The following is a 19,871-nucleotide window of genomic DNA, read 5'->3' as shown; positions in this document are numbered from 1 at the left end:
CGCTACGTCCTTTTAGAGACGTTCGCCTGGTCGACCGCCGCGCGAGGACGAACCGCCCTTGCGTCCGGCGTTCGCCGCCAGATCGCGATCCTTGGCGAAGCTGCGCTTTTCGCTGGGCACGCTAGCTCCGCCCTTCCTGGCGATTTCGCGGCGGCGTTCCGGGTCCATGGCGGCGAAGCCGCGACGACCGCGGGGACGTTCGCTATCGGTGTCCATGTGGGGCTCCTAGTCGGGACTGGTCACAAGGCGGTACGGCGGGGCGCGGCGTCATAGGGACGATCGTCCCCTGGATCGACGGGCGGCGGCGAGGTGGGGGGCTCCTCGACGGGCGTGACGCCCGGCTCGTACTCGGGCGGCTTGGGCTCGGGTGGCGGCGGGGCGTCTGGGTCGGTCACTGGCGTCGTTTCCTGCGCGTTCCGGTGAAGTAACCAGCGAAGACGCTTTCGGTTCACCGCGCGATCGCACTAATTACGCCGCACAGGGATTGGACCCGTCCGAGGAGTCTCCACAGAATGGCCCGTAAGACCAAGCAGATGGCGGATCGCACCTTCGCGCACTGGCGCTTGCCGGCCGCGATGGTGGTCGGGGGACTCGCCTGGGTGATCTTCAAATTCGCCGGCGCGCCGCGCGCCACCCATCTGCTGCTCGCCTGGGATAGCGGGGCGGCGGCCTATCTGCTGACGACCTGGACTCTGTTTCTGCGCGCCGACGAAGCCGAGGTCCGGTCGCGCGCCGCCGCCGAGGACGAGGGCGTGCCGGTGCTGCTGCTGATCGTATTGGCCGCCATCGCCGCCAGCCTCGGGGCGGTGGTGGACGCGATGATCGCCGCGAAATCCGCCGGCCCCAGTCTCAAGTTCATGATCGCCACCTGCGCGGGGGCGACGCTGATGCTCTCATGGTTGGTGCTGCAGTCCGTGTTCACCCTGCATTACGCCCACCGTCATTTCGGCAACGGCGCGGGGAAGCCCGGGATCGACTACCCGGGCGAGCCTCCGACCAGCTACATGGACTTCGCCTACCTGTCCTTCAGCGTCGGGGCGACCTTCCAGGTCTCGGACAACAGCATCCTGACCTCGCAGTTGCGCAAGCTGGTCACCGCGCACGCCGCCACGGCCTATTTCTACAACACCGCCATCCTGGCGCTGGGCATCAACATCATCGCGGGCCTGGTGGGCGGCTAGGGCGTAGGGCCGCTGCGTCCTCCACGACCGCCGCCGTGACCGCCGCGTCCGCCGTGGCCGCCGCCTCCACGGCCGCCGCGCCCGGCCGCAAGGCCCGTCTGGGCCGGCGTCTTGGGCAATTCGTCTAGCTTCAGCACCCCGTCCTTATTGACGTCCAGCAGGGCGAAGCGGGTCTTTGCCGCCTTGATCGCCTCGTCCTTGGTGATGCGGCCGTCAAAATCGCTGTCGGCGGCCATGATCGGCTCGGGCTCGGCGATCAGGCCGAACAGCGCCGCGCCCTGCAGGACGTTGGTTCCCTCGGGCCTGCGACGCGGCGTGTCGCCATCCTCGTCCTGGCCCAGGCCCCGTGGGCCGCGACGCATCGAGGGCGCCGCCCCGCCAATGATTTCGGGCGCGACATGGTTCTCGTAGTTCGAGACCTCGAACCCGTCGAGAACGCCGTTGTGGTCCAGATCCAGCACGTTGAAGAAGCGCACGGAATCCGCGACGAACTCGTCGCGGCTCAGCGCGCCGTCGTGGTTGGCGTCGGCGCCGTTGAACCAGTCGACCACGGGATAAGGCGCGCCGGGCGGGGCGCGAAAAGGTTCGCCGGCCGGACTGATGAACAACTGAGGGCCGCCACCCATGGGGCCGCCGTCTCTCTGGCCGTGGGGATGATCATCGCGTGGCCGATCCGGACCATGTCCTGGCGGTCCGCTGGCGCAGGCGGTCAAGGTCAGGGCCAGGGCTGTCACGCCCAGCGAGCGAACTATCATCCGGAGAGCCTCCAATCGGCCAAGCTTTGAAGCCCGGCCCGATTGCGCGGCGATGTCAGGAGAGCCGACGCGCTTTGCACGGCGGCAACAAGTCCGCCGAGCTTGTCCTCGATCCGGTCAGGCGGGAAGGCGCACGCTGGCGCGCAGGCCGCCGCCCGGACGGTTGATCAGCACCACGTCGCCGCCATGGGCGCGGGCGAGAGAGCGCACCACGGCCAAGCCCAGCCCAATTCCGCCCGTTTCGCGATTGCGCGAGGGCTCGCCGCGATAGAAGGGCTCGAAGACCCGCTCCAGCTCGGCCGGCGGCACGCCCGGACCATCGTCGTCCACCTCGATGATCGCCATGCCCGGCTCGGCGAAAACCCGCCCCCGCGCCGCGCCGCCGTATTTCAGGGCGTTTTCCACCAGGTTGGCGACCAGCCGTTTCAAGGCCACGGGATCGCCCTGGATCACCGTTTTCTCGACGCGGTCGACGCTGGCGTCGCCACCTGTCTCGGCCGCTTCGTCGATGACGCTCTCCAGCAGCGACGAGAGTTCCAGCTTGGTCCGCTCGGCCGGACGATTGGTGTCGCGCACGAAGCCGAGCGTGGCGGCGATCATGGCCTCCATCTGGTCGATGTCGGCGGCCATCTTGGGGCGGATGTCGTCCGGCACCGCCTCGATGCGGAATTTCAGGCGAGTCAGCGGCGTGCGCAGGTCGTGGGCGATCGCCCCGACCATGGCCGTGCGGTCCTCGACATAGCGGCGCAGCCGCTCCTGCATCATGTTGAAGGCGGACGCGGCGGCGGCCACCTCGGCTGAGCCGGAAAGGCTGAGCGGCGGCGTGCGCGGATCCTTGCCCAGGCGCTCGGCGGCGTCGGCGAAGGCGGTGATCGGCTGAGCCAGGCGTCGGGCGAACAGCCACGCCAGCGGCGTCACCGCGATCACGGACAGGATCAGGATCAGCAGGACGCGCTGCTGCCAGCTGTCGAAGCGGAAGGTCGGCTTAGGCTCGACCACCAGCCAGTGGCCGTCGCTCTGGCGCACGCCCAGCTTGAAGTCGCCGAAGATCAGCGGCTCGTCGCGGCCCTGGCTTCGCCCGCCTGGCGCCGCGCCGGCGCCGCGCTCGCCAGGTTCGCGCGCGAAGGGCTCGCGGGGGCCGCCCCGCTCGCCCTTTGGGCCGTCGTCCTGGGGCTTGGGCGGCGTCACGGGATTGCGGCGCACGAAGAAGCGCGGGCCGTTGTCGATCTGCAGTTCGATGCGATCGGTGGGAACGTCGATGGCGCGCCCGATGCCGGCCTTGAAGTCGGCCCGCTTGGGGCTGTCCGGACCAGAGCTGACACCGAGCGACGCGCGCTGCTTGATGACCAGCAGGCGGCCGTCGCGAGGCTGCACCGGCTCTCCGGTCTTCAGCGCCTTGATGATCTCGGCCGCGCGATAGAATTCCGGCGGCGGCGGCGGCAGGGTGAAGATAACCGCGATCGAGATCAGCTGGGCCGCCACCAGGGTGACGATGACCAGGCCCAGCGCCTGGACGAATAGCGGCGCGCCGCGCCGGATGACGCTCATGGGGTGCGCACGACCTTGGCGGTGAACATGTAGCCCTCGCTGCGGATCGTGCGGATCAATTCGCTGCCGCCGCCGTCGTCCAGCTTGCGGCGCAGACGGCTGATCTGAACGTCTATGGCGCGGTCATAGGCGTCGCTGTCGCGGCCGCGCGCGAGGTCCAGAAGCTGGTCGCGGGTCAGCACGCGCTGAGGACGCTCGACGAACGCGCGCAGCAGCGAGAATTCGCCGCTGGACAGGTTCACCACGACCGACTGCGGCGAGCGAAGCTCGCGGCGCACAAGGTCCAGCCGCCAACCGGCGAACTCGCAGGCCGCGCCCATGGCGTCGTCGGCGGCGCGGGGTTCCTGGCGTCGGCGCAGCACGGCGCGGATGCGAGCCAGAAGCTCGCGAGGATTGCAGGGCTTGGGCAGGTAGTCGTCGGCGCCGAGCTCCAGCCCGACGATACGGTCGGTCTCCTCGCCCATGGCCGACAGCATGATGATGGCGGGGCCGTCGCCGGCCGACGACAGGCGCCGACAGATGGCCAGGCCGTCCTCGCCAGGCAGCATGACGTCGAGAACGATGAGATCGATCGGGCCGCGCGCCAGGGCCTGTTCCATCGTGCGGCCGTCCTGGGCGGTCTCGACGGCATAGCCGTGGCGGCCGAGGAAGTCGGACACCACGTCGCGAATGCCCGGATCGTCATCGACGATCAGGATGCGCGGGGCGGCCCCCCGCGAGGCGTCGAGATCGGTCTGGGCGGTGGTCTGGAGATTTTCCATGTGAACTTTCCTGTCACGGCCCCGTCACCTTCAGATTTCACGCCTGAAACAGCGACGCAACCCGCGTGCGATCCAGTGTCGCATCGCCGTGGCTCACCCCGGGGAGTGGTTCTGGGGCGTCTGATAGGCCGCGCCCTGCGCCTTCATCGCCGCGATCACGCGATCGCCGACGAAGGGGTTGTTGGCGCGCTCGGCGGCGAAGCTGGACATGCCGCCGTGGCCGGGCACGAAGCGCACGTCGCCCCCTAGGGGCCACAGCTTCTGGGTGATCGAGTCGATCAGGTCCTGGTGGTTGCCCAACGGGAAATCGGTGCGGCCGATCGAGCCCTGGAAAAGCACGTCGCCGACCTGGGCGAACTTGGTCTCGCGATGGAAGAACACGACGTGGCCGGGCGTATGACCCGGGCAGTGGAAGACCTCGAACTCGGTCTCGCCCAGGGTGACCTTGTCGCCGTCCTTCAGCCAGCGGTCGGGGACGAAGACGCGGGCCTCGGGAATGCCGTACATCTCGCCGGACTGCTGGATGCGGTCGATCCAGAACTGGTCGTCCTCATGCGGGCCCTCGATCGGCGCGCCGGTGCGGACCTTGAGCTCGGCCGCGCCGCCAGCGTGGTCCATGTGGCCGTGGGTGATCCAGATCTTTTCCAGCGTCAGGCCCTTCTCGGCGAGGGCCTTGACCAGCCGATCGACTTCGCCGCCCGGATCGATGATCGCGGCCTTCATCGTCTTGGTGCACCAGACGATCGTGCAGTTTTGCTGCAGCGGCGTGACCGGCGCGATCATGGCGGCGATGGGCATGGTCATCGGAGAGGCCTCCAAAACGAAAAGGGCGGGAGCCGAAGCGCCCGCCCTCCATGACCTAAAGCCTATCGGCTGGAGATCAAGAACGCTCTTCCTTCGAGCCCGGGGCCGGAGCGCCCGGCATCGGGGCGACGCCCGTGGGCGGCGCGTCGGCGGCCAGTTCCGGCACCTCGACGAGGCCGAGGCGCACGTTCGACTTCCAGAAGCCATAGGCGAAGTAGAAAACCAGGCCGATCGCGGTCCAGACGTAGAACACAGTCTTGGATTCCTTGCCGAGGCTGAGGAACAGCACCACGCAGCCGATGATCGACAGCGGGGCCACGACGAACAGCAGCGGCGTGCGGAACGGACGCGGGCGGCTCTTGTCGGTCAGGCGCAGGATCATCACGCCCAGCGACACCGCCGCGAAGGCGAACAGCGTGCCGGAGTTGGAATAGTCCGCCAGCTGTCCGACGGGCAGGAAGGCCGCGGCGATCGCCACCGCGACACCCGTGATCAGGGTGATGATCCACGGCGTCTTGAACTTGGCGTGCACGGCGCTGAGGCCCTTGGGCAGCAGGCCGTCGCGGGCCATCACGAAGAAGATGCGGGTCTGGCCGTACATCATCAGCAGCACGACGGAGGGCAGGGCGATCGTCGCCGCCAGGCCGACCATGTAGCCGGCGAGCGGATGGCCGACTTCGCGCAGCACGTGGGCCAGGGCTTCCTTCGAGCAGACCAGGGGCGCGTGGGCGCTGGTGCAGGCGGCGCTGGCGTACAGCGCCGGCGAGCCGTCGGCGAAGGGCTGGCCCGTCGCCGGGTCGATCAGCGGCTGGGCGCCGAAGGAGCCGATCACGCCGCCGGCCACCAGCAGGTAGAAGATCGTGCAGATCAGCAGGCTGGCGATCAGGCCGATGGGAACGTTGCGTTGCGGGTTCTTGGTTTCCTCGGCCGCGGTCGAGACCGCGTCGAAACCGACATAGGCGAAGAAGATCGAGGCGGCCGCGCCTAGCACGCCCGTCCCCGACGAGCCCAGGGGATTGCCCCAGCCGCGCGGGGTGAAGGGGTGGAAGTTCGCGCCGTGTCCCAGCGCGATGGGCAGAGTCAGGACCACGAACAGCGTCAGTGCGGTGACCTTCACGGCCACCAGCAGGGCGTTGAAGTTAGCGCTTTCCTTGGTGCCCAGGATCAGCAGGGCGGTGACGACCGCGGTGATCACCACGGCGGGCAGGTTCACGACGCCGCCGACTTCGCCGCCTTGGATGAAGCCGCCGATCGACAGCTTCGGACCCACGGTCAAGGCATGGGGTATGTGGATCCCGACCGCGTCGAGGAACCCGACGATGTGCCCGGACCAGCCGACCGCCACCGCGCTGGCGCCCAGGGCGTATTCCAGGATCAGAGCCCAGCCCACCAGCCAGGCGACCACCTCGCCCATGACCGCGTAGGAATAGGTGTAGGCCGAGCCGGCGACCGGAACCATCGAGGCCAGTTCGGAGTAGCAGAGCGCGGCGACCGCGCAGACCAGGCCGGCGATGATGAACGAGATCATCATGCCCGGGCCGGCCTTTTGAGCGGCGGTGGCGGTCAGAACGAAGATGCCCGTACCGATCACCGCGCCGATCCCCAGCAGCGTCAACTGGATGGGACCTAGCGAGCGATGAAGGGATTTTTTCTCGGCCGTCGCTAGGATCGCATCAAGCGATTTTACGCGCCACATAGTTCCTCCTGGATAGGCAAGACTCCCCCTGGGGTCGCCTTTGGAAAATTTTGCGGACCGTGACCCTTTTATGAGCATGGGGTCAAGGTCGAGCGGTGGATGCGCGTAAATGTTCTCCGCGCGCCTGGCTAGTCCAGCGATGCTTGGCGAGGTGGGCCTCGGACGTTAAAGCGGGCGCGATGTTGCCCATTTTCGAGGCCCTTCCGGCGCTGAAAGGCGCCCTCGCCGAACGGGAGACCGCCGTTCTCGTCGCGCCGCCTGGCGCGGGCAAGACGACGGCCGTTCCCTTGGCGCTCCTGGACGCGCCGTGGGTCGAGGGGCGCAAGATCATCGTGCTGGAGCCCCGCCGGCTGGCCGCTCGGGCGGCCGCGTCTCGGATGGCCGCCAACCTCGGTGAATCGGTGGGCGAGACGGTCGGTTTCCGCGTGCGCCTGCAGTCCAAGGTTTCGGCCCGGACCCGCATCGAGGTTGTCACCGAGGGTGTCTTCACTCGGATGATTCTCGACGACCCAGGTCTGGACGGCGTCGCCGCCGTGCTGTTCGACGAGTTCCACGAGCGCAGCCTGGACGCCGATCTGGGCCTGGCCTTCGCCCGCGACGCGCAGGGAGTGCTGCGCGACGACCTGCGCTTGCTGATCATGTCGGCGACCCTGGACGGCGCTCGCATTTCGGCTCTGCTGAACGATGCGCCGGTGGTCGAGAGCCAGGGGCGGATGTTCCCGGTCGACACCCGCTATCTCGGCCGCGATGAGCGCCAGCGGCTTGAGGAGCGGGTCGGCCGCGCCGTCGAGCGGGCCTTGGCCGAGGAGACGGGATCGATCCTGGTCTTCCTGCCGGGCCAGGGCGAGATTCGCCGCGCCGAGAGCTGGCTGAACGAGCGGCTGCGCCGACCGGACGTCGACGTGACGCCGCTGTACGGGGCCTTGGAGCCGGCCGCCCAGGACCGCGCTATCTCGCCGTCGCCCGCCGGGCGTCGCAAGGTGGTGCTGGCCACCTCGATCGCCGAAACCAGCCTGACCATCGAAGGCGTGCGCGTGGTGATCGACGCCGGCCTGGCCCGTGTGCCGCGCTATGATCCCGCCAGCGGCATCACGCGGCTGGAGACCGTCCGAGTCAGCCGCGCCGCCGCCGACCAGCGGCGAGGCCGCGCGGGGCGCACCGAGCCCGGCGTCTGCTACCGCCTGTGGGACGAGCCCGAGACCCGCGCGCTGCCGGCCTTCGCGCGGCCTGAGATCCTGGAGGCGGATCTCTCGCGCCTCGCGTTGGACCTGGCCCGCTGGGGCGCGCGCGATCCGTCGGGCTTGACCTTCCTGGACCCGCCGCCGGCCGCCGCCTTCGCCGAGGCGCGAACCCTGCTGACCCGCATCCAGGCGCTGGACGGGCAGGGGGATCTGACCGCCCACGGCAAGGCCCTGGCCGACATGCCTCTGCCGCCGCGCCTCGCGCACATGGTGGTCCGCGCCGCCGCCTCGGGCCAGGCGCGCGAAGCCGCCGAGATCGCCGCCGTGCTCACCGAGCAGGGACTGGGCGGCAGGGACGTCGACCTGCGCCGCCGGTTGGAGACCCTGCATCGCGACCGCTCGCCCCGAAGCCGCGACGCCATGGCCCTGGTCGAGCGCTGGAGCCGCGCGGCCGGCAAGCCATCCAAGGCGCCCGAGCTCGAGATCGGCCTGATGTTGGCCGAGGCCTATCCCGAGCGGGTCGCCAAGGCGCGGGGCAAGCCCGGCGAGTTTCAACTGGCCGGCGGGCGCGGGGTCTATCTGGAGCCGACCGATCCGCTGGCCCGCGAAGCCTGGCTGGCGGTTGGCGAGCTGGGCGGCGGCGACAGCCGCGACCGCATCCTTCTGGCCGCCGCCGTCGACGAGGCGGACCTTCGCGAGGCCTTCGCCGAGCGCCTCGTGGCCGAGGACCGCCTGGAGACCGCCGGGGGCAGGGTGCGCGCCAAGCGGCTGCTGCGCCTGGGCAAGCTCGTCCTCGAAGAGCGCCTCATCGAGAACCCGGACCCGGCGATGATCGTCGGCGCGCTGATGGACCAGGTCCGCGCCGAGGGGCTGTCGGCCCTGCGCCTGGGCGAGCAGGGCAGGGCGCTGCTGGATCGCGTCGCCTTCCTGCGCGCGGTCGATGGCGAGGACTGGCCCGACCTCTCCGAAGCGACTCTGATCGCGCGGCTCGACGAATGGCTGGAGCCGCTGCTGGCCGGACGTTCCTCGCTCTCCAGCCTGGACGAGGGGACCCTGCACGACGCGCTCAAGACCCTGGCGCCCTGGGACCTGCAGCGAAAAATGGACGCCCTGCTGCCCGCGCGGTTCGAGGCGCCGACCGGCAATACCTTCGCCATCGACTACGCCGCCGAGGGCGGACCCCGCGTCGAGGTGCGAGTCGGGGAGCTCTATGGCCTGGCCGAACATCCCAGCGTCGCCGGCGGTAAGGTGCCGCTGACGCTCGCCTTGCTCTCGCCCGCCCACCGCCCGATCCAGATCACCAAGGACCTGCCGGGCTTCTGGAAAGGCTCCTGGCGCGAGGTGAAGGTCGAGATGAAGGGGCGCTATCCCCGTCACGTGTGGCCTGATGATCCGGCCAACGCCGCGCCGGTGACGCGGGCGAAGCCTCGGGGGACGTGATCATCTCATCAGATGCTCCCCCGCGACGCGGGGGAACTGCCGGCGGAGCCGGCTGAGGGGGCAAGCTGCCCGCCCGCCGCGTTAGCCCCCTCCGGCCCTCTGGGCCACCTCCCCCGCGTCGCGGGGGAGGATCTGAGATCCGTCTACCCCGTCACCGTATAGATCATGATCCCGGTCGCCACCGACAGGTTCAGGCTGTCCGCCCGCCCGCGCATCGGGATCTTCACGTTCACGTCGCACGCCGCCGCCAGCTCGGGCGGCAGCCCCTGCTGTTCGTTGCCCATCAGGATCAGCGAAGGCTTCACATAGTCGGCGGACTTGTGGTCGACCGTGGCGGTCAGCAGGGTGCCGACCACGCTGCCGGGCCATTCCCCGCGCCAGGCCAGGAACTCGGGGATGGTGGCCTTGGCGATCTTCACCCCGAAGATCGAGCCCATGGTCGCGCGCACGCCCTCGACCGAATAGGGATCGACGCAGTCGCCGACCAGGATCACCCCGCCGCAGCCGGCCGCGTCGGCGGTGCGGATGACGGTGCCGAGGTTGCCGGGGTCGCGGACGGCCTGCATGGCCACCCAGCACGGCGCGCTCTCGGGCACGATCGCCGACAGCGGCGTGAAGACCTGCTTGAAGACGGCGACCACGGCCTGCGGGTTGTCGCGGCGCGAGACCTTCTCCAGGATTTCCCTATTGACCTCAATGACTTCGCCGCCGGCCTTCAGGCACGCGGCGACGGCCTTCTTCAGCATCGGATGGTCGGCGGCGTCGGGGCCGTACATGACGATCTTGGGCGCGTGGCCGCAATCGATCGCCTCGATGACGATCTTCAGCCCCTCGGCCAGGAAGAGGCCGCTCTCCTCGCGCTCCTTGCGCATGTGCAGGGCGCGGACGGCCTTGACGGTGTTGTTGGTCAGGGAGGTGACGGTCTTGGTGTTCATCGCCGTTACCCTTCCGACGACCAGCGGGCGAAGAAGGACAGGCCGATCTGGCGGTCGCCCTTTTCCTCGACCAGCGCCAGTTCGCCCCAGTCGATGACGCCGCCCCGGCCTTGCAGTTCCTGGGCCAGCAAGCCCGACATCGCCGCGCCGGAGACGCGAGCCGCATAGGCGTTCATCAACAGGAACGAGGCGTCGTCCGACAGCAGCGCCGCGCAGTCCTTGGTCAGGACCGCCAGGTCCTCGAACAGTCGCCAGACCTCTCCGTCGGCGCCGCGTCCGAACTTGGGCGGGTCCAGGATGACGCCGTCGTACTTGTTGCCGCGCCGCACCTCGCGGGCCACGAACTTTCGGGCGTCCTCGACGATCCAGCGGATCGGCTTGTCGGCGAGGCCCGCGAAGGCGGCGTTCTCGCGGGCGAAGCCGACCGATTTCTTGGAGGCGTCGACGTGGGTGACGGCCGCGCCGGCGGCGGCGCAGACCAGCGAGGCCACGCCCGTATAGCCGAACAGGTTCAAGACCTTGGGCTGAGGACCTGACGCGCCGGCAAGCGCCCGGACCCGCTCGTCCTGCCAGGCCCAGTTGGCGGCCTGTTCGGGGAAGAAGGCCAGGTGCCGGAAGGGCGTGAACTGGCCGTGGAACCTGGCCGCGCCCCAGGCCAGATCGAACTTCTCGATCGGCTTGCCCTTGAAGCGCCAGCGACCGGCCTCGTCCTCGTCGGTCGGGTCGAAGACCGCGTCGGCGTTCTCCCAGACCTTGGTCGCGAGACGCGGCTCCCAGAAGCACTGCGGTTCGGGCCGCACGACGGTGTAGCGGCCGTAGCGCTCCAGCTTCTTGCCGTGACCGCTGTCCAGCAGGGCGTAGTCCGCCCAGCCGGTGGTGCGCATGACAAGGGGGGCGGGAGCGATCTTCGGAGCCATCGTCCGCCCATACCGTTTTAGGGCCTCATGCGTCCAGAGCGCGGGGCGTGAAGGGTCTTGTCCCAGTGGTGCGGCGCGGTGACGAACTGGTGCAGGGCCTTGCCGGCCGCGACGCTCTGCAGGATCCAATAACCGGCCATGCCGAACAGGTGCAGCGACTTGGGCTGGGCGCCGGCCCGCAGCATCCCGCGCGCCCCGGCGATCGCGGCGGAACCCCAGCCCAGGACGTAGAGCATCAGGTCCCACACCGGAAAGCTGAAGGTCCCGTCCGGCAGGTAGTCGGCCATGGCCATGATGATGGCGGCGCCCATCACCGGCCCATGCAGGTGCGAGGACGCAACCGATTGGGCCAGGGTCAGGACCATCGACAGCGCGTTGCGCGGCTGGCGCGCGACAAGGCCGCGTCCATGCACCGCCAGGGTCTGCATGTGACCCTTGATCCAGCGCGCCCGCTGCGGAAACCATTGGCCCCAGGTGGTGGGCGCGGTCTCCCAGGTGGGGCGCTGGATGACGCCCAGGCGATAGCCGGCCGCCGCCAGGCGAAACCCGACATCCGCGTCCTCGGTGACGTTGTAGGGATCCCAGGCGCCGATTTCCCGCAAGGCGGCCGTCTTGAAGTGATTGCTGGTGCCGCCCAGCGGGAACACCAGTCCCCAACGCGCCAGGGCCGGCAGCAGAACCTCGAAATGGGCGGCGTATTCCAGCCTAAACTGCGAAGGCAGGAACAGAGGGAACGCCGGCGCCTCGATCCGCAGCGGCGCCTGCAGACAGGCCAGGCGCGCATCCGAGGCGGCGAAGCGGGCGGCGGCCTCGCGCAGCTGCCCGGCGTCGGGCATGTCCTCGGCGTCGTAGATGACCACCAGCTCGCCGCGCGCTCGCTCCAGCGCGTAGTTGCAGGCGCGCGGCTTGGTCTTCGGCGCGCCGGGCGGCGCGATCAGCACCTGGACGAAGGCGGGCAGGGCGATGGCCCTGACCGCCGCCCGCGTGACCTCGTCGTCGGCCTCCAGCACGATCAGCGCCTGCAGGCGATCGCTGGGATAGTCGAGGGCCGAAAGATGCTCGACCAGTTCGGCCACGACCTCGGCCTCGCGATAGAGCGGCGCGATCAGGGTGTAGGCGGGCAGGTCCGCGTCGGCCAGAGGCGGAGCGCGCTCGGGCCTCAAGGGCGTACAGGCGGCGGCCAGACGCGTCAGCCCGCCGACCAGAAAGATCGCGAAGAAGCCGTGGTGGATGGCGACGCCCGCGAGGGCGGGGTCCAGCGCCACCCCAATCGCGGCCAGCAGACCCGCCAGCGTCACCACGAACGCCTGCGTCCTCGACAGCGTCCGATGGGCGCCGTCGCGGTCGACGGCCACAGTTCCGATGGCCTCGTCGGACATCGACTCCGTCGCGGACATGGGGTGGCTTTCCGGCGCGAACGCCGGGTCAAGTCGTCTTTCCTCGCGCGGCAACGGAAGCCCCCGATACGCTTGCTCGCCTCAACGCAGCGGATAACGGAATCTCAACCTGAAAGTGTCAAATAGAAAAATATCAATCTCGGGGCGATTTTTCGGCGGAGCGCCTCCGATATTCTCCTGAAACGCACGTTCTTGCGACGGCTGAGTGATTCCCGTTTAGTGTTCCCTCGGGGACAGCGAGGGGAAGCCAAGTCCGTGACGGTCGTTCTGAAGAAGCCTCAAAAATCGGCCAGAAAGCCCAAGGGCGACGGGCACATGCGCCGGGGAGAGATCCTGGCCGCGGCCGAGAAGATCTTCATCGCCGAGGGTTACGCCGGCGCGACGATCCGCAAGATCGCCGACGCGGTCGGCGTGTCGTCGACGGCGCTCTACATGCATTTTCGCGACAAGGACCAGATCCTGATGGAGATCTCCAGCGGCGCGATCGAGCGTTTGCTGGACCTGAACACCCAGATCGCCTCCCGCCCCGTGGATCCGGTCGCCCGCGTGCGGCTGATGCTTGAGGCCTATATGAAATTCGCCCTCGACAACCCCAACACCTACCAACTGGTGTTCTGCGGCGGCGGCGACCAGATCTCGCCCGACAAGATCGCCGACGTCCTGGCGCTGGGCGATCGCTGCTTCGAGAAGTTCAGCGAGCCGGTGCATGATATCGCCGCGCGGGGCCGGCTGCGTTCGGGCTCGCCGGTCGAGGCGGCCGAGGTGCTGTGGAGCGGCTGCCACGGCCTGGTCTCGCTGCTGATCACCAAGCCCTCGCGCGGTTGGTCGAACCCCGACCAACTGATGAAGGTGATGCTGGACGGCTTGCTGCACGGCCTGGTCACGGACTGATTTCATGAATGCCGCCAAGGCCTTGCGCGCGCTTCTGGCGGCGGTTTCGCTCGCGCCGGCCGTCGCCGTCGCCGCGCCGCGCGTGATGTCGCTGGATTCGTGCGCCGACCAGTACGTGCTGGCCCTGGCGCCGCGTGACAGCATCGTCGGCCTTTCCTATCGCGCCGTCGCCTCTGACAGCTACATGCGCGCGGCCGCCAAGGATCTGCCGCTTCGCCGCGCGACGTTCGAGAGCCTGGTCGCCGCGCGGCCCGACGTGGTGGTGCGGCTGTGGGGCGGCGACGCGCGCCTCTCCAACGCTTTAGGAAAAAAGGGTGTGACCACGGTGGCGCTGGACGACGCGGCCGACTTCGACGGCGTCCGCGCCAATGTCCGCAAGGTGGCCGCCGCCCTGGACCGTCGGCCGCAAGGCGAGGCGCTGGTGGCGCGGATGGACGCCCAACTGGTCCGGTCGGCCGGGGCGGGGAAGGGCAGGCCGGCGCTTTACCTGACGCCGGGCGGCTATACCTCGGGCTCCGGCACCCTGATCGATGCGATGCTGAAGGCGGCGGGCTATTCGAACGCCGCCAAGACGCCTTCCTTCGCGCCGGTGTCCCTGGAGCGGATGGTCATGGAGCCGCCGGCGGCGGTGGTGCTGGGCCTGTTCGACCTGATCAAGGCCGGATCCGACCGCTGGGGGCCGGGGCGGCACGCGGCGCTGCGCCAGGCGCTGGCGGGACGCACGGTCGCCTCGCTGCCGGCATCGGTGGTCGGTTGCCCCGGCTGGTTCGCGGCCGAGGGCAGCGCGATGCTGGCGCGGTCCAGCCGATGAACCTGCTCCGCCTGTGTCTCTTGATGCTGCTGCTCCTGGTTGGCGCGGCGGCGCTGGCGGTGTCGCTGGGCGAGACTCCGCTCTCCCTGACGCAATACGGCCAAGCGCTGAGCCATCCCGCCAGCCCGCCGGGCGAGGTGCTGTGGAGCATCCGCGCGCCGCGCGTCGCCGTCGCCATTCTGGTGGGCGGCGCCCTGGGACTGTCCGGCGCGACCATGCAGGGCCTTCTGCGCAATCCGCTGGCCGATCCGGGCGTCCTCGGCGTTTCGGCGCTGTCGGGCCTGGGCGCGGCGGTCGCGATCGCTTCGGGATTGGCGGCCGCGCCGGGCGCGATCGAGCTCTCGGCCCTGGTCGGCGCGCTGCTGGCCGGCGGCATGGTCGTGGCCCTGGCCGCGCGGTTTCGGGAACCCGAGACGCTGATCCTGTTCGGCGTGGCCCTGTCGGCGTTCGGCGGCGCCCTGACGGCGCTGGTGTTCAACCTGTCGCCCTCGCCGGTGGCGACGGCCGAGATCATGGCCTGGCTGATGGGCTCGGTGCAGAACCGCGACTGGATCGACGCGGCGCGCGCCTTGGTTCCGATGGCGCTCGGCGCGGCCCTGTGTCTGCGCGCTGGTCGGGGCCTGCGGATGTTGACCCTGGGCGAGGAGGCCGCGCGCCTCTCGGGCCTGCCGATGACCCGCCTGCGGGTGTTCGCGGTGGCGGGCTCGGCCCTGCTGACCGGCGCGGCCGTGGCGGCGGCGGGGGTCATCGGCTTCGTCGGTCTCGCCGCGCCGCATCTTGTCCGGGCCCTGGTCCGAGACGATCCCAAGCGCATCCTGTGGCCCTCGGCGCTCGCCGGGGCGCTGCTGCTGGTGCTGGCCGATCTGGCCGCCCGCCTGATCCCGACCGAGCAGGAGCTGAAGCTCGGCGTGGTGACGGCCCTGTTCGGCGCGCCGGCCTTCGCTCTTCTGGCCTGGCGCGCTTCGCGGAGCTGGCGGTCGTGAGCGCGCCCTGGACCCTGACCGGCCTGACCGCGCGCCATAGCCGCCGCGCGGTGCTGGAGCAAGCCTCCCTGACGGTCGCCGCCGGCGAGGTGGTGGGCGTCGTTGGTCCCAACGGCGCCGGCAAGACCAGCCTGCTGCGCGCGGGCCTGGGCTTGCTGGCTCTCGATGCGGGCGAGGCGCGTCTGTCGGACCGGCCCGTAGGCGCGCTGGCGCCCGAACAGCGCGCGCGCCTGGTCGGCTATCTGCCGCAGGATCGCCGCCTCGCCTGGAACCTGCCGGCCCGCATGGTCGCCGCCCTGGGCGCGAACGACCTGGTCGAGGACGCGGCAGACGCCCTGGCCTTGGACTGCTTGGCGCGTGTGGGCGGCGAAGCGCTGGCCGATCGCGGGGTGCTGGACATGTCTGGCGGAGAGCGGGCCCGCGTACTCCTCGCGCGACTGCTTGCGACCCGCGCGCCGCTGCTGGTCGCCGACGAGCCCGTGGCGGGACTGGATCCGGACGCTCAGTTGCTGACGCTCGATCTGCTGCGCGCCGAGGCCGACCGGGGGGCGGCGGTGGTCGTGACCCTCCACGACCTGGGCCTGGCGGCGCGCGCCTGCGATCGGATCGTCGTGGTCGATCACGGCCGCATCGTCGCGGAAGGGCCGCCGCGCGAAGCGCTGTCGCGCGACGTTCTCGGTAAGGTCTTCCGTCTCGACGGCGAGCTTGTCGAGACGCCGGCCGGGCCGTTGCTGGCGGCCAAACGCCTTTAGAGCCTTATCCGCTCGAATGGAATCATTCGAGCGGAAAAATAAGGCTATAAATCAAACATTTAGAGCGTGATAACCGCCGAAACCGCTCACACTTTCGGCTATCACGCTCTAGGGCTGGGCCGTCGGCGTATAGGCGGCCGCGACCGTGGGCGAATAGACATAGCCGCCGCGCTTGAGATCCTGCGACAGGGTCAGCGGCGCGACGCCGCCATTCAGGCGCGCCCGGTACACCATGGTCGTCTCCATGGTCCGCATCACGTAGTTGCGGGTCTCGGAGAACGGGATGCACTCGATGAAGTCCAGCGGGTCGGTGGCCGCGCCGCGCGGGTCGCCGCAGAGGCCCGCCCACTGGGCCGGACGACCCGGGCCGGCGTTGTAGGCGGCCGAGGCCATGATGTACGAGCCGCTGAAGCTGTTGATCATGTCGCCCAGGTAAACCGAGCCCAGGCGCATGTTGTACGAGGCCTCGGACAGACGCTCGACGCTGTGGGGCTCGCCCAGCTTGCGGGCGACGATGGCGGCGGTGGCCGGCATCAGCTGCATCATGCCGCGCGCGCCGACGGCCGATCGGGCGGCGGGGTCGAAATTGCTCTCCTGGCGCGAGATCGAATAGACGAAGGCCGTCTCGGCCGCGCCCGGGCCCGGCGTGAAGTGGTGGTCCAGCAGCGGATACCCCCGCTCGGGCAGGATGATGCCGCGCTGGGCGGCGGTGCGCACGGCACGCATGGCCAGGTCCTGATCGCCGTAGCCGCGCGCCATGTCGACCAGCAGGGCGCTCTCCTCGGCGTTGGGCAGGGTGTCGTCGATATAGAGCACCAGGCTTCTGAACAGGTCGCGGATACCGGCGTCGGCCAGGATGCGGGCGGCGCGGATCTGCTCGCGGCCATAGAAACGGGCGCGATCGGCCTGGGTGATCAGCGGGTCGTGGTCGAGGCGCAGTTCCTTGATCCCCGCCTTCTCGGCCGACAACTGGCCATAGAAGGTGGTGATGTAGCGCGCGCCCTCGCCATAGAAGGCCTGGGCGGCGATCAGGTCGCCCTGAGCCTCGGCCGCGCGGCCTTGCCAGTAGAGGGCGCGGCCCTTGGTGATCGGCGAGGCGCCGACGGCGGCGATATTGGCGAAGTGAGCCGCCGCCGCGTCGGGGTTCTTCAAGCGGGTCAGGGCGATCCAGCCGGCGTAGAACTCGCTCTCGGCGATGTCGGCCGGGGCGATGGCCTGGGCGTTGTTGGCGGCGGCGTAGGCGCCGGGGCTGTCGCCGGCCTTCAGCGCCGCCACGATCAGCTGCTTGCGCTCCTTCCAGATCGCCGTGGAGGCCTCCTCGGTCGGCGGAACCGGGAAGTTGGCGACCATGGGGATGGCCAGGGTCTCCATGCCCTTGCGGCGCAGATAGGCCGCGCGCTCGAACACCACGCCCGGCGAAGCCTGCAGGTCGGGCGTCAGGCCATTGTAGAGGTCGTTGGCGCTGGCGGAATTGGCGCGATAGGCCATGCGCACCTTGGCGGCGGCCTGGCCGGTGTCGGACAGCATGGCGACGATTTCCCGCGCGGCCGGCCCTTGCTGACCGTACAGCAGGATATCGGCGCGGCGGGCGTAGTCGTCCGGCGTCAGCATCGCGCCGAAGCGGGCGATCATGGCGCGCTGGGCGTCGGCCTCGAAGACCTTGTCGCGGAAGACGCGGCGGATCAGGTTCGTGGCGTCCTGGGGCCGGTTCATCGCCTGATAGGCGCTGGCCAGGGCCATGGCGCCCTCGGCCGTCGCCGGCTGCGCGCCGCCGAACCAGGCGACGATCCGGGCGGGATCCAGGCCCGAGGTCGACAGGGCCTTCTCGGTGGCGGCGTCGCGGCGCGCGCCACGCGGCCAGCCGGCCAGATCCCGGCGCGCGGCGTCCAATTCGAAGAAGCTCAGCGCCTCGGCGTTGCTGTCCACCAGAGTCCACTGGGCGATCTTGCGCGCGATCGGATCCTCGAGGCTCTGCATCGCGGCGCGAGCGCCGGAGACGTCGCCGCGCTTGGCGGCCGAAATCGCGGTTCTCAGGTTGGCGGCGTCGGTGTCGGATAGCGATGAGGAGACCGCCGTCGGCGGCGTGGTGATCAGGCCGCCGCCCGGTTGGGCCGCGCCCGGGGTCGCATAGGGCGACGCCGTCTGGGCGTCCGCGACGCCGACCGCGGCCACTATGCAAGCCCCTCCAAGCAGCAGACGACGCAGCACTGAAACCAAAACGCTCTCCTCGCCAGACTCTTAAGTCCGGATTTTACCTGAATCTCGTCTCCGTCCCTATGCGACGATTCAGGCCCTAATAGGTTTTAAAGTCGGGTTGGCGGGCTTGACCGGGCGCGGTTCCCCCATCAAATCCCGGGCTGCCCCACGAACCGCGCCGGCCGGCGGTTGCGGAACGGCGGGGCAGAGACATATTGTCCGCCCCCATCCTCCTGCCGCAACACCCCGCGGCGCTTCCTCACGGCAATTTGCAAGTCATGGTCCAGTCTCACTTCAAGGGCGTTCTTCCTGCCCTCGTCACGCCGTTCCGCGACGGTGAGGTGGACGAAAAAGCCTTCGTCGCCCTGGTCGAGCGCCAGATCGCCGGCGGCGTTCACGGCTTGGTGCCGGTGGGCACGACGGGCGAAACCTCGACCCTCTCGCACGAGGAGCACAAGCGCGTGGTCGAGCTGTGCGTGAAGACGACGGCGGGCCGCGTGCCGGTGATCGCCGGCGCGGGCAGCAATTCGACCGACGAGGCCATCGAGCTGGCCGCCCACGCCAAGGCCGTGGGCGCCGACGCCTGCCTGGTGGTGACGCCCTATTACAATCGTCCCAGCCAGGAGGGCATGTACCAGCACTACAAGGCGATCAACGACGCGGTCGAGCTGCCGGTGTTCGTCTACAACGTGCCCGGGCGCACGGGGGTCGACATCTCCAACGACACCCTGGCGCGTTTGGCCAAGCTGCCCAATATCGTCGGGATCAAGGACGCCACCGGCGACCTGACGCGCATCAGCCTGCAGCGCCTGACGTGCGGCCCCGATTGGATCATGCTGACCGGCGATGATCCAACCGCCCTGGGTTACATGGCGCACGGCGGGCATGGCGTGATCTCGGTCACGTCGAACGTCGCGCCCGACGCCTGCGCCGCCTTCATGAACGCCTGCATGCAAGGGCAGTGGGAGACCGGGCTCTACTGGCAGGATCGCCTGGTGCGGCTGCACAAGGCGCTGTTCCTGGATTCCTCGCCGGCCCCGACCAAGTTCGCCCTGGCCCAGCTGGGCCTCTGCCTGGAAGACGTCCGCCTGCCGATCGTGCCCTGCGCCGAAGCCGTGCGTCCGACGATCCTGGCGGCCATGCGCGAGGCCGGTCTTTAGGAATGACCAAGCCGATCGCGGAGAACCGGCGCGCCCGGTACGACTACTTTATCGAGGAGACGTTCGAGGCCGGCATCATGCTGACCGGCACCGAGGTCAAGTCGCTGCGCGTCGGACGGGCCAACATCGCGGAGTCCTACGCCTCGGTCGAAGGGCGTGAGATCAAGCTGATCAACGCCGACATCCCGCCCTACGGCCACGCCAATCGCTTCAATCACGAGCCGCGCCGCCATCGTAAGCTGCTGCTGCATCGCAAACAGATCGACAAGCTGATCGGCGCGGTGCAGCGCGATGGCCGCACGATGATCCCGCTCAAGCTCTATTGGAACGACAAGGGGCTGGCCAAGCTGGAGATCGGCTTGGCCAAGGGCAAGAAGCTGCACGACAAGCGCGAGACTGAAGCCGCGCGCGACTGGCAGCGCGACAAGGCGCGCCTGATGAAGGGCGATCGCGACTAGAGCCT

The 19,871-nt window shown here is 69.5% G+C and carries 19 protein-coding genes; 8 read left to right on the top strand and 11 right to left on the bottom strand.

Annotated features, from left to right (window positions below; genetic code table 11):
• Window positions 1-12 precede the first annotated feature (12 nt).
• Together OR37_RS11215 and OR37_RS11210 are read right to left on the bottom strand one after the other, a co-directional pair.
• A complete protein-coding gene (locus OR37_RS11215; protein WP_004619732.1) occupies window positions 13-216 on the bottom strand; it encodes a general stress protein in 204 nt (67 codons plus the stop codon).
• A 23-nt stretch (window positions 217-239) separates the two neighbouring features.
• Window positions 240-395 carry a hypothetical protein gene (locus OR37_RS11210; RefSeq protein ID WP_165570602.1) on the bottom strand — a complete coding sequence of 52 codons (156 nt, stop codon included), beginning with the start codon at window positions 393-395 and terminating at the stop codon, window positions 240-242.
• A gap of 117 nt (window positions 396-512) precedes the next feature.
• Between OR37_RS11210 and OR37_RS11205 the strand changes: the two genes are divergently transcribed.
• Window positions 513-1,181: a DUF1345 domain-containing protein gene (locus OR37_RS11205; protein ID WP_004619729.1), complete on the top strand. Its 669-nt coding sequence runs from the start codon at window positions 513-515 to the stop codon at window positions 1,179-1,181.
• Here the strand turns inward: OR37_RS11205 and OR37_RS11200 are convergent.
• The 5 genes from OR37_RS11200 to OR37_RS11180 form a co-directional block, all read right to left on the bottom strand.
• Window positions 1,178-1,936: a hypothetical protein gene (locus tag OR37_RS11200; protein ID WP_004619726.1), complete on the bottom strand. Its 759-nt coding sequence runs from the start codon at window positions 1,934-1,936 to the stop codon at window positions 1,178-1,180. The two genes, OR37_RS11205 and OR37_RS11200, sit on opposite strands and share 4 nt — an antisense overlap.
• A 117-nt stretch (window positions 1,937-2,053) precedes the next feature.
• Entirely contained in the window at window positions 2,054-3,484 is a 1,431-nt protein-coding gene (locus tag OR37_RS11195) for an ATP-binding protein (protein ID WP_004619723.1), read from the bottom strand.
• Entirely contained in the window at window positions 3,481-4,245 is a 765-nt protein-coding gene (locus OR37_RS11190) for a response regulator (protein WP_004619720.1), read from the bottom strand. Before OR37_RS11190 ends, OR37_RS11195 begins: the two co-directional genes overlap by 4 nt.
• 93 nt (window positions 4,246-4,338) lie before the next feature.
• A complete protein-coding gene (locus OR37_RS11185) occupies window positions 4,339-5,049 on the bottom strand; it encodes an MBL fold metallo-hydrolase (protein WP_004619719.1) in 711 nt (236 codons plus the stop codon).
• 76 nt (window positions 5,050-5,125) lie between these two features.
• The gene (locus OR37_RS11180; RefSeq protein ID WP_004619717.1) at window positions 5,126-6,745 is read right to left on the bottom strand and encodes an amino acid permease; all 1,620 of its coding nucleotides are present in this window, start codon (window positions 6,743-6,745) and stop codon (window positions 5,126-5,128) included.
• Window positions 6,746-6,924: 179 nt separating this feature from the next.
• On the opposite strand from OR37_RS11180, the gene hrpB reads away from it, so the two are divergent.
• Entirely contained in the window at window positions 6,925-9,366 is a 2,442-nt protein-coding gene (gene hrpB, locus OR37_RS11175; RefSeq protein ID WP_004619715.1) for an ATP-dependent helicase HrpB, read from the top strand.
• A 143-nt stretch (window positions 9,367-9,509) separates the two neighbouring features.
• Here the strand turns inward: hrpB and OR37_RS11170 are convergent, their stop codons facing one another.
• Genes OR37_RS11170 through OR37_RS11160 form a run of 3 tightly spaced genes read right to left on the bottom strand, consistent with a single transcriptional unit; the run spans window position 9,510 to window position 12,669 of the window.
• Complete coding sequence (locus tag OR37_RS11170) at window positions 9,510-10,301, bottom strand: TrmH family RNA methyltransferase (RefSeq protein ID WP_004619712.1); 792 nt, start codon at window positions 10,299-10,301, stop codon at window positions 9,510-9,512.
• 5 nt (window positions 10,302-10,306) lie between these two features.
• On the bottom strand, window positions 10,307-11,218 hold the full coding sequence (locus tag OR37_RS11165) for a class I SAM-dependent methyltransferase (protein WP_004619710.1): 912 nt from the start codon (window positions 11,216-11,218) through the stop codon (window positions 10,307-10,309).
• 17 nt (window positions 11,219-11,235) lie between these two features.
• Window positions 11,236-12,669, bottom strand: coding sequence for a glycosyltransferase (locus OR37_RS11160; RefSeq protein WP_165570601.1), 1,434 nt, complete (start codon window positions 12,667-12,669; stop codon window positions 11,236-11,238).
• A 201-nt stretch (window positions 12,670-12,870) separates the two neighbouring features.
• Here OR37_RS11160 and OR37_RS11155 point away from each other — a divergent pair, with 201 nt between their 5' ends.
• From OR37_RS11155 to OR37_RS11140, 4 genes are read left to right on the top strand one after another with little or no spacing between them, the layout of a single operon-like run.
• A complete protein-coding gene (locus OR37_RS11155; protein ID WP_004619704.1) occupies window positions 12,871-13,506 on the top strand; it encodes a TetR/AcrR family transcriptional regulator in 636 nt (211 codons plus the stop codon).
• 4 nt (window positions 13,507-13,510) lie between these two features.
• On the top strand, window positions 13,511-14,317 hold the full coding sequence (locus tag OR37_RS11150; RefSeq protein ID WP_004619702.1) for an ABC transporter substrate-binding protein: 807 nt from the start codon (window positions 13,511-13,513) through the stop codon (window positions 14,315-14,317).
• Complete coding sequence (locus tag OR37_RS11145) at window positions 14,260-15,300, top strand: FecCD family ABC transporter permease (protein WP_035017261.1); 1,041 nt, start codon at window positions 14,260-14,262, stop codon at window positions 15,298-15,300. Before OR37_RS11150 ends, OR37_RS11145 begins: the two co-directional genes overlap by 58 nt.
• Window positions 15,297-16,052, top strand: a complete 756-nt coding sequence (locus OR37_RS11140) for an ABC transporter ATP-binding protein (RefSeq protein ID WP_004619699.1) — start codon at window positions 15,297-15,299, stop codon at window positions 16,050-16,052. The genes OR37_RS11145 and OR37_RS11140 overlap by 4 nt, the downstream gene beginning before the upstream one ends.
• A 108-nt stretch (window positions 16,053-16,160) precedes the next feature.
• Here the strand turns inward: OR37_RS11140 and OR37_RS11135 are convergent, their stop codons facing one another.
• The gene (locus tag OR37_RS11135) at window positions 16,161-18,269 is read right to left on the bottom strand and encodes a lytic transglycosylase domain-containing protein (RefSeq protein ID WP_035017259.1); all 2,109 of its coding nucleotides are present in this window, start codon (window positions 18,267-18,269) and stop codon (window positions 16,161-16,163) included.
• Between the two features lie 257 nt (window positions 18,270-18,526).
• Between OR37_RS11135 and dapA the strand changes: the two genes are divergently transcribed.
• Together dapA and smpB are read left to right on the top strand one after the other, a co-directional pair.
• Window positions 18,527-19,408 (top strand): 4-hydroxy-tetrahydrodipicolinate synthase, encoded by an 882-nt coding sequence (dapA, locus tag OR37_RS11130; protein ID WP_004619694.1) that lies wholly within the window; start codon window positions 18,527-18,529, stop codon window positions 19,406-19,408.
• Between the two features lie 2 nt (window positions 19,409-19,410).
• Window positions 19,411-19,866, top strand: a complete 456-nt coding sequence (gene smpB / locus OR37_RS11125) for an SsrA-binding protein SmpB (protein ID WP_004619693.1) — start codon at window positions 19,411-19,413, stop codon at window positions 19,864-19,866.
• Window positions 19,867-19,871 lie beyond the last annotated feature (5 nt).

Origin of the sequence: Caulobacter vibrioides OR37, from assembly GCF_000372645.1 — a bacterium.
In the GTDB taxonomy this organism is placed as follows: Bacteria; Pseudomonadota; Alphaproteobacteria; order Caulobacterales; family Caulobacteraceae; genus Caulobacter; species Caulobacter vibrioides_E.
This window is presented reverse-complemented; position numbering and strand designations above follow the sequence as displayed.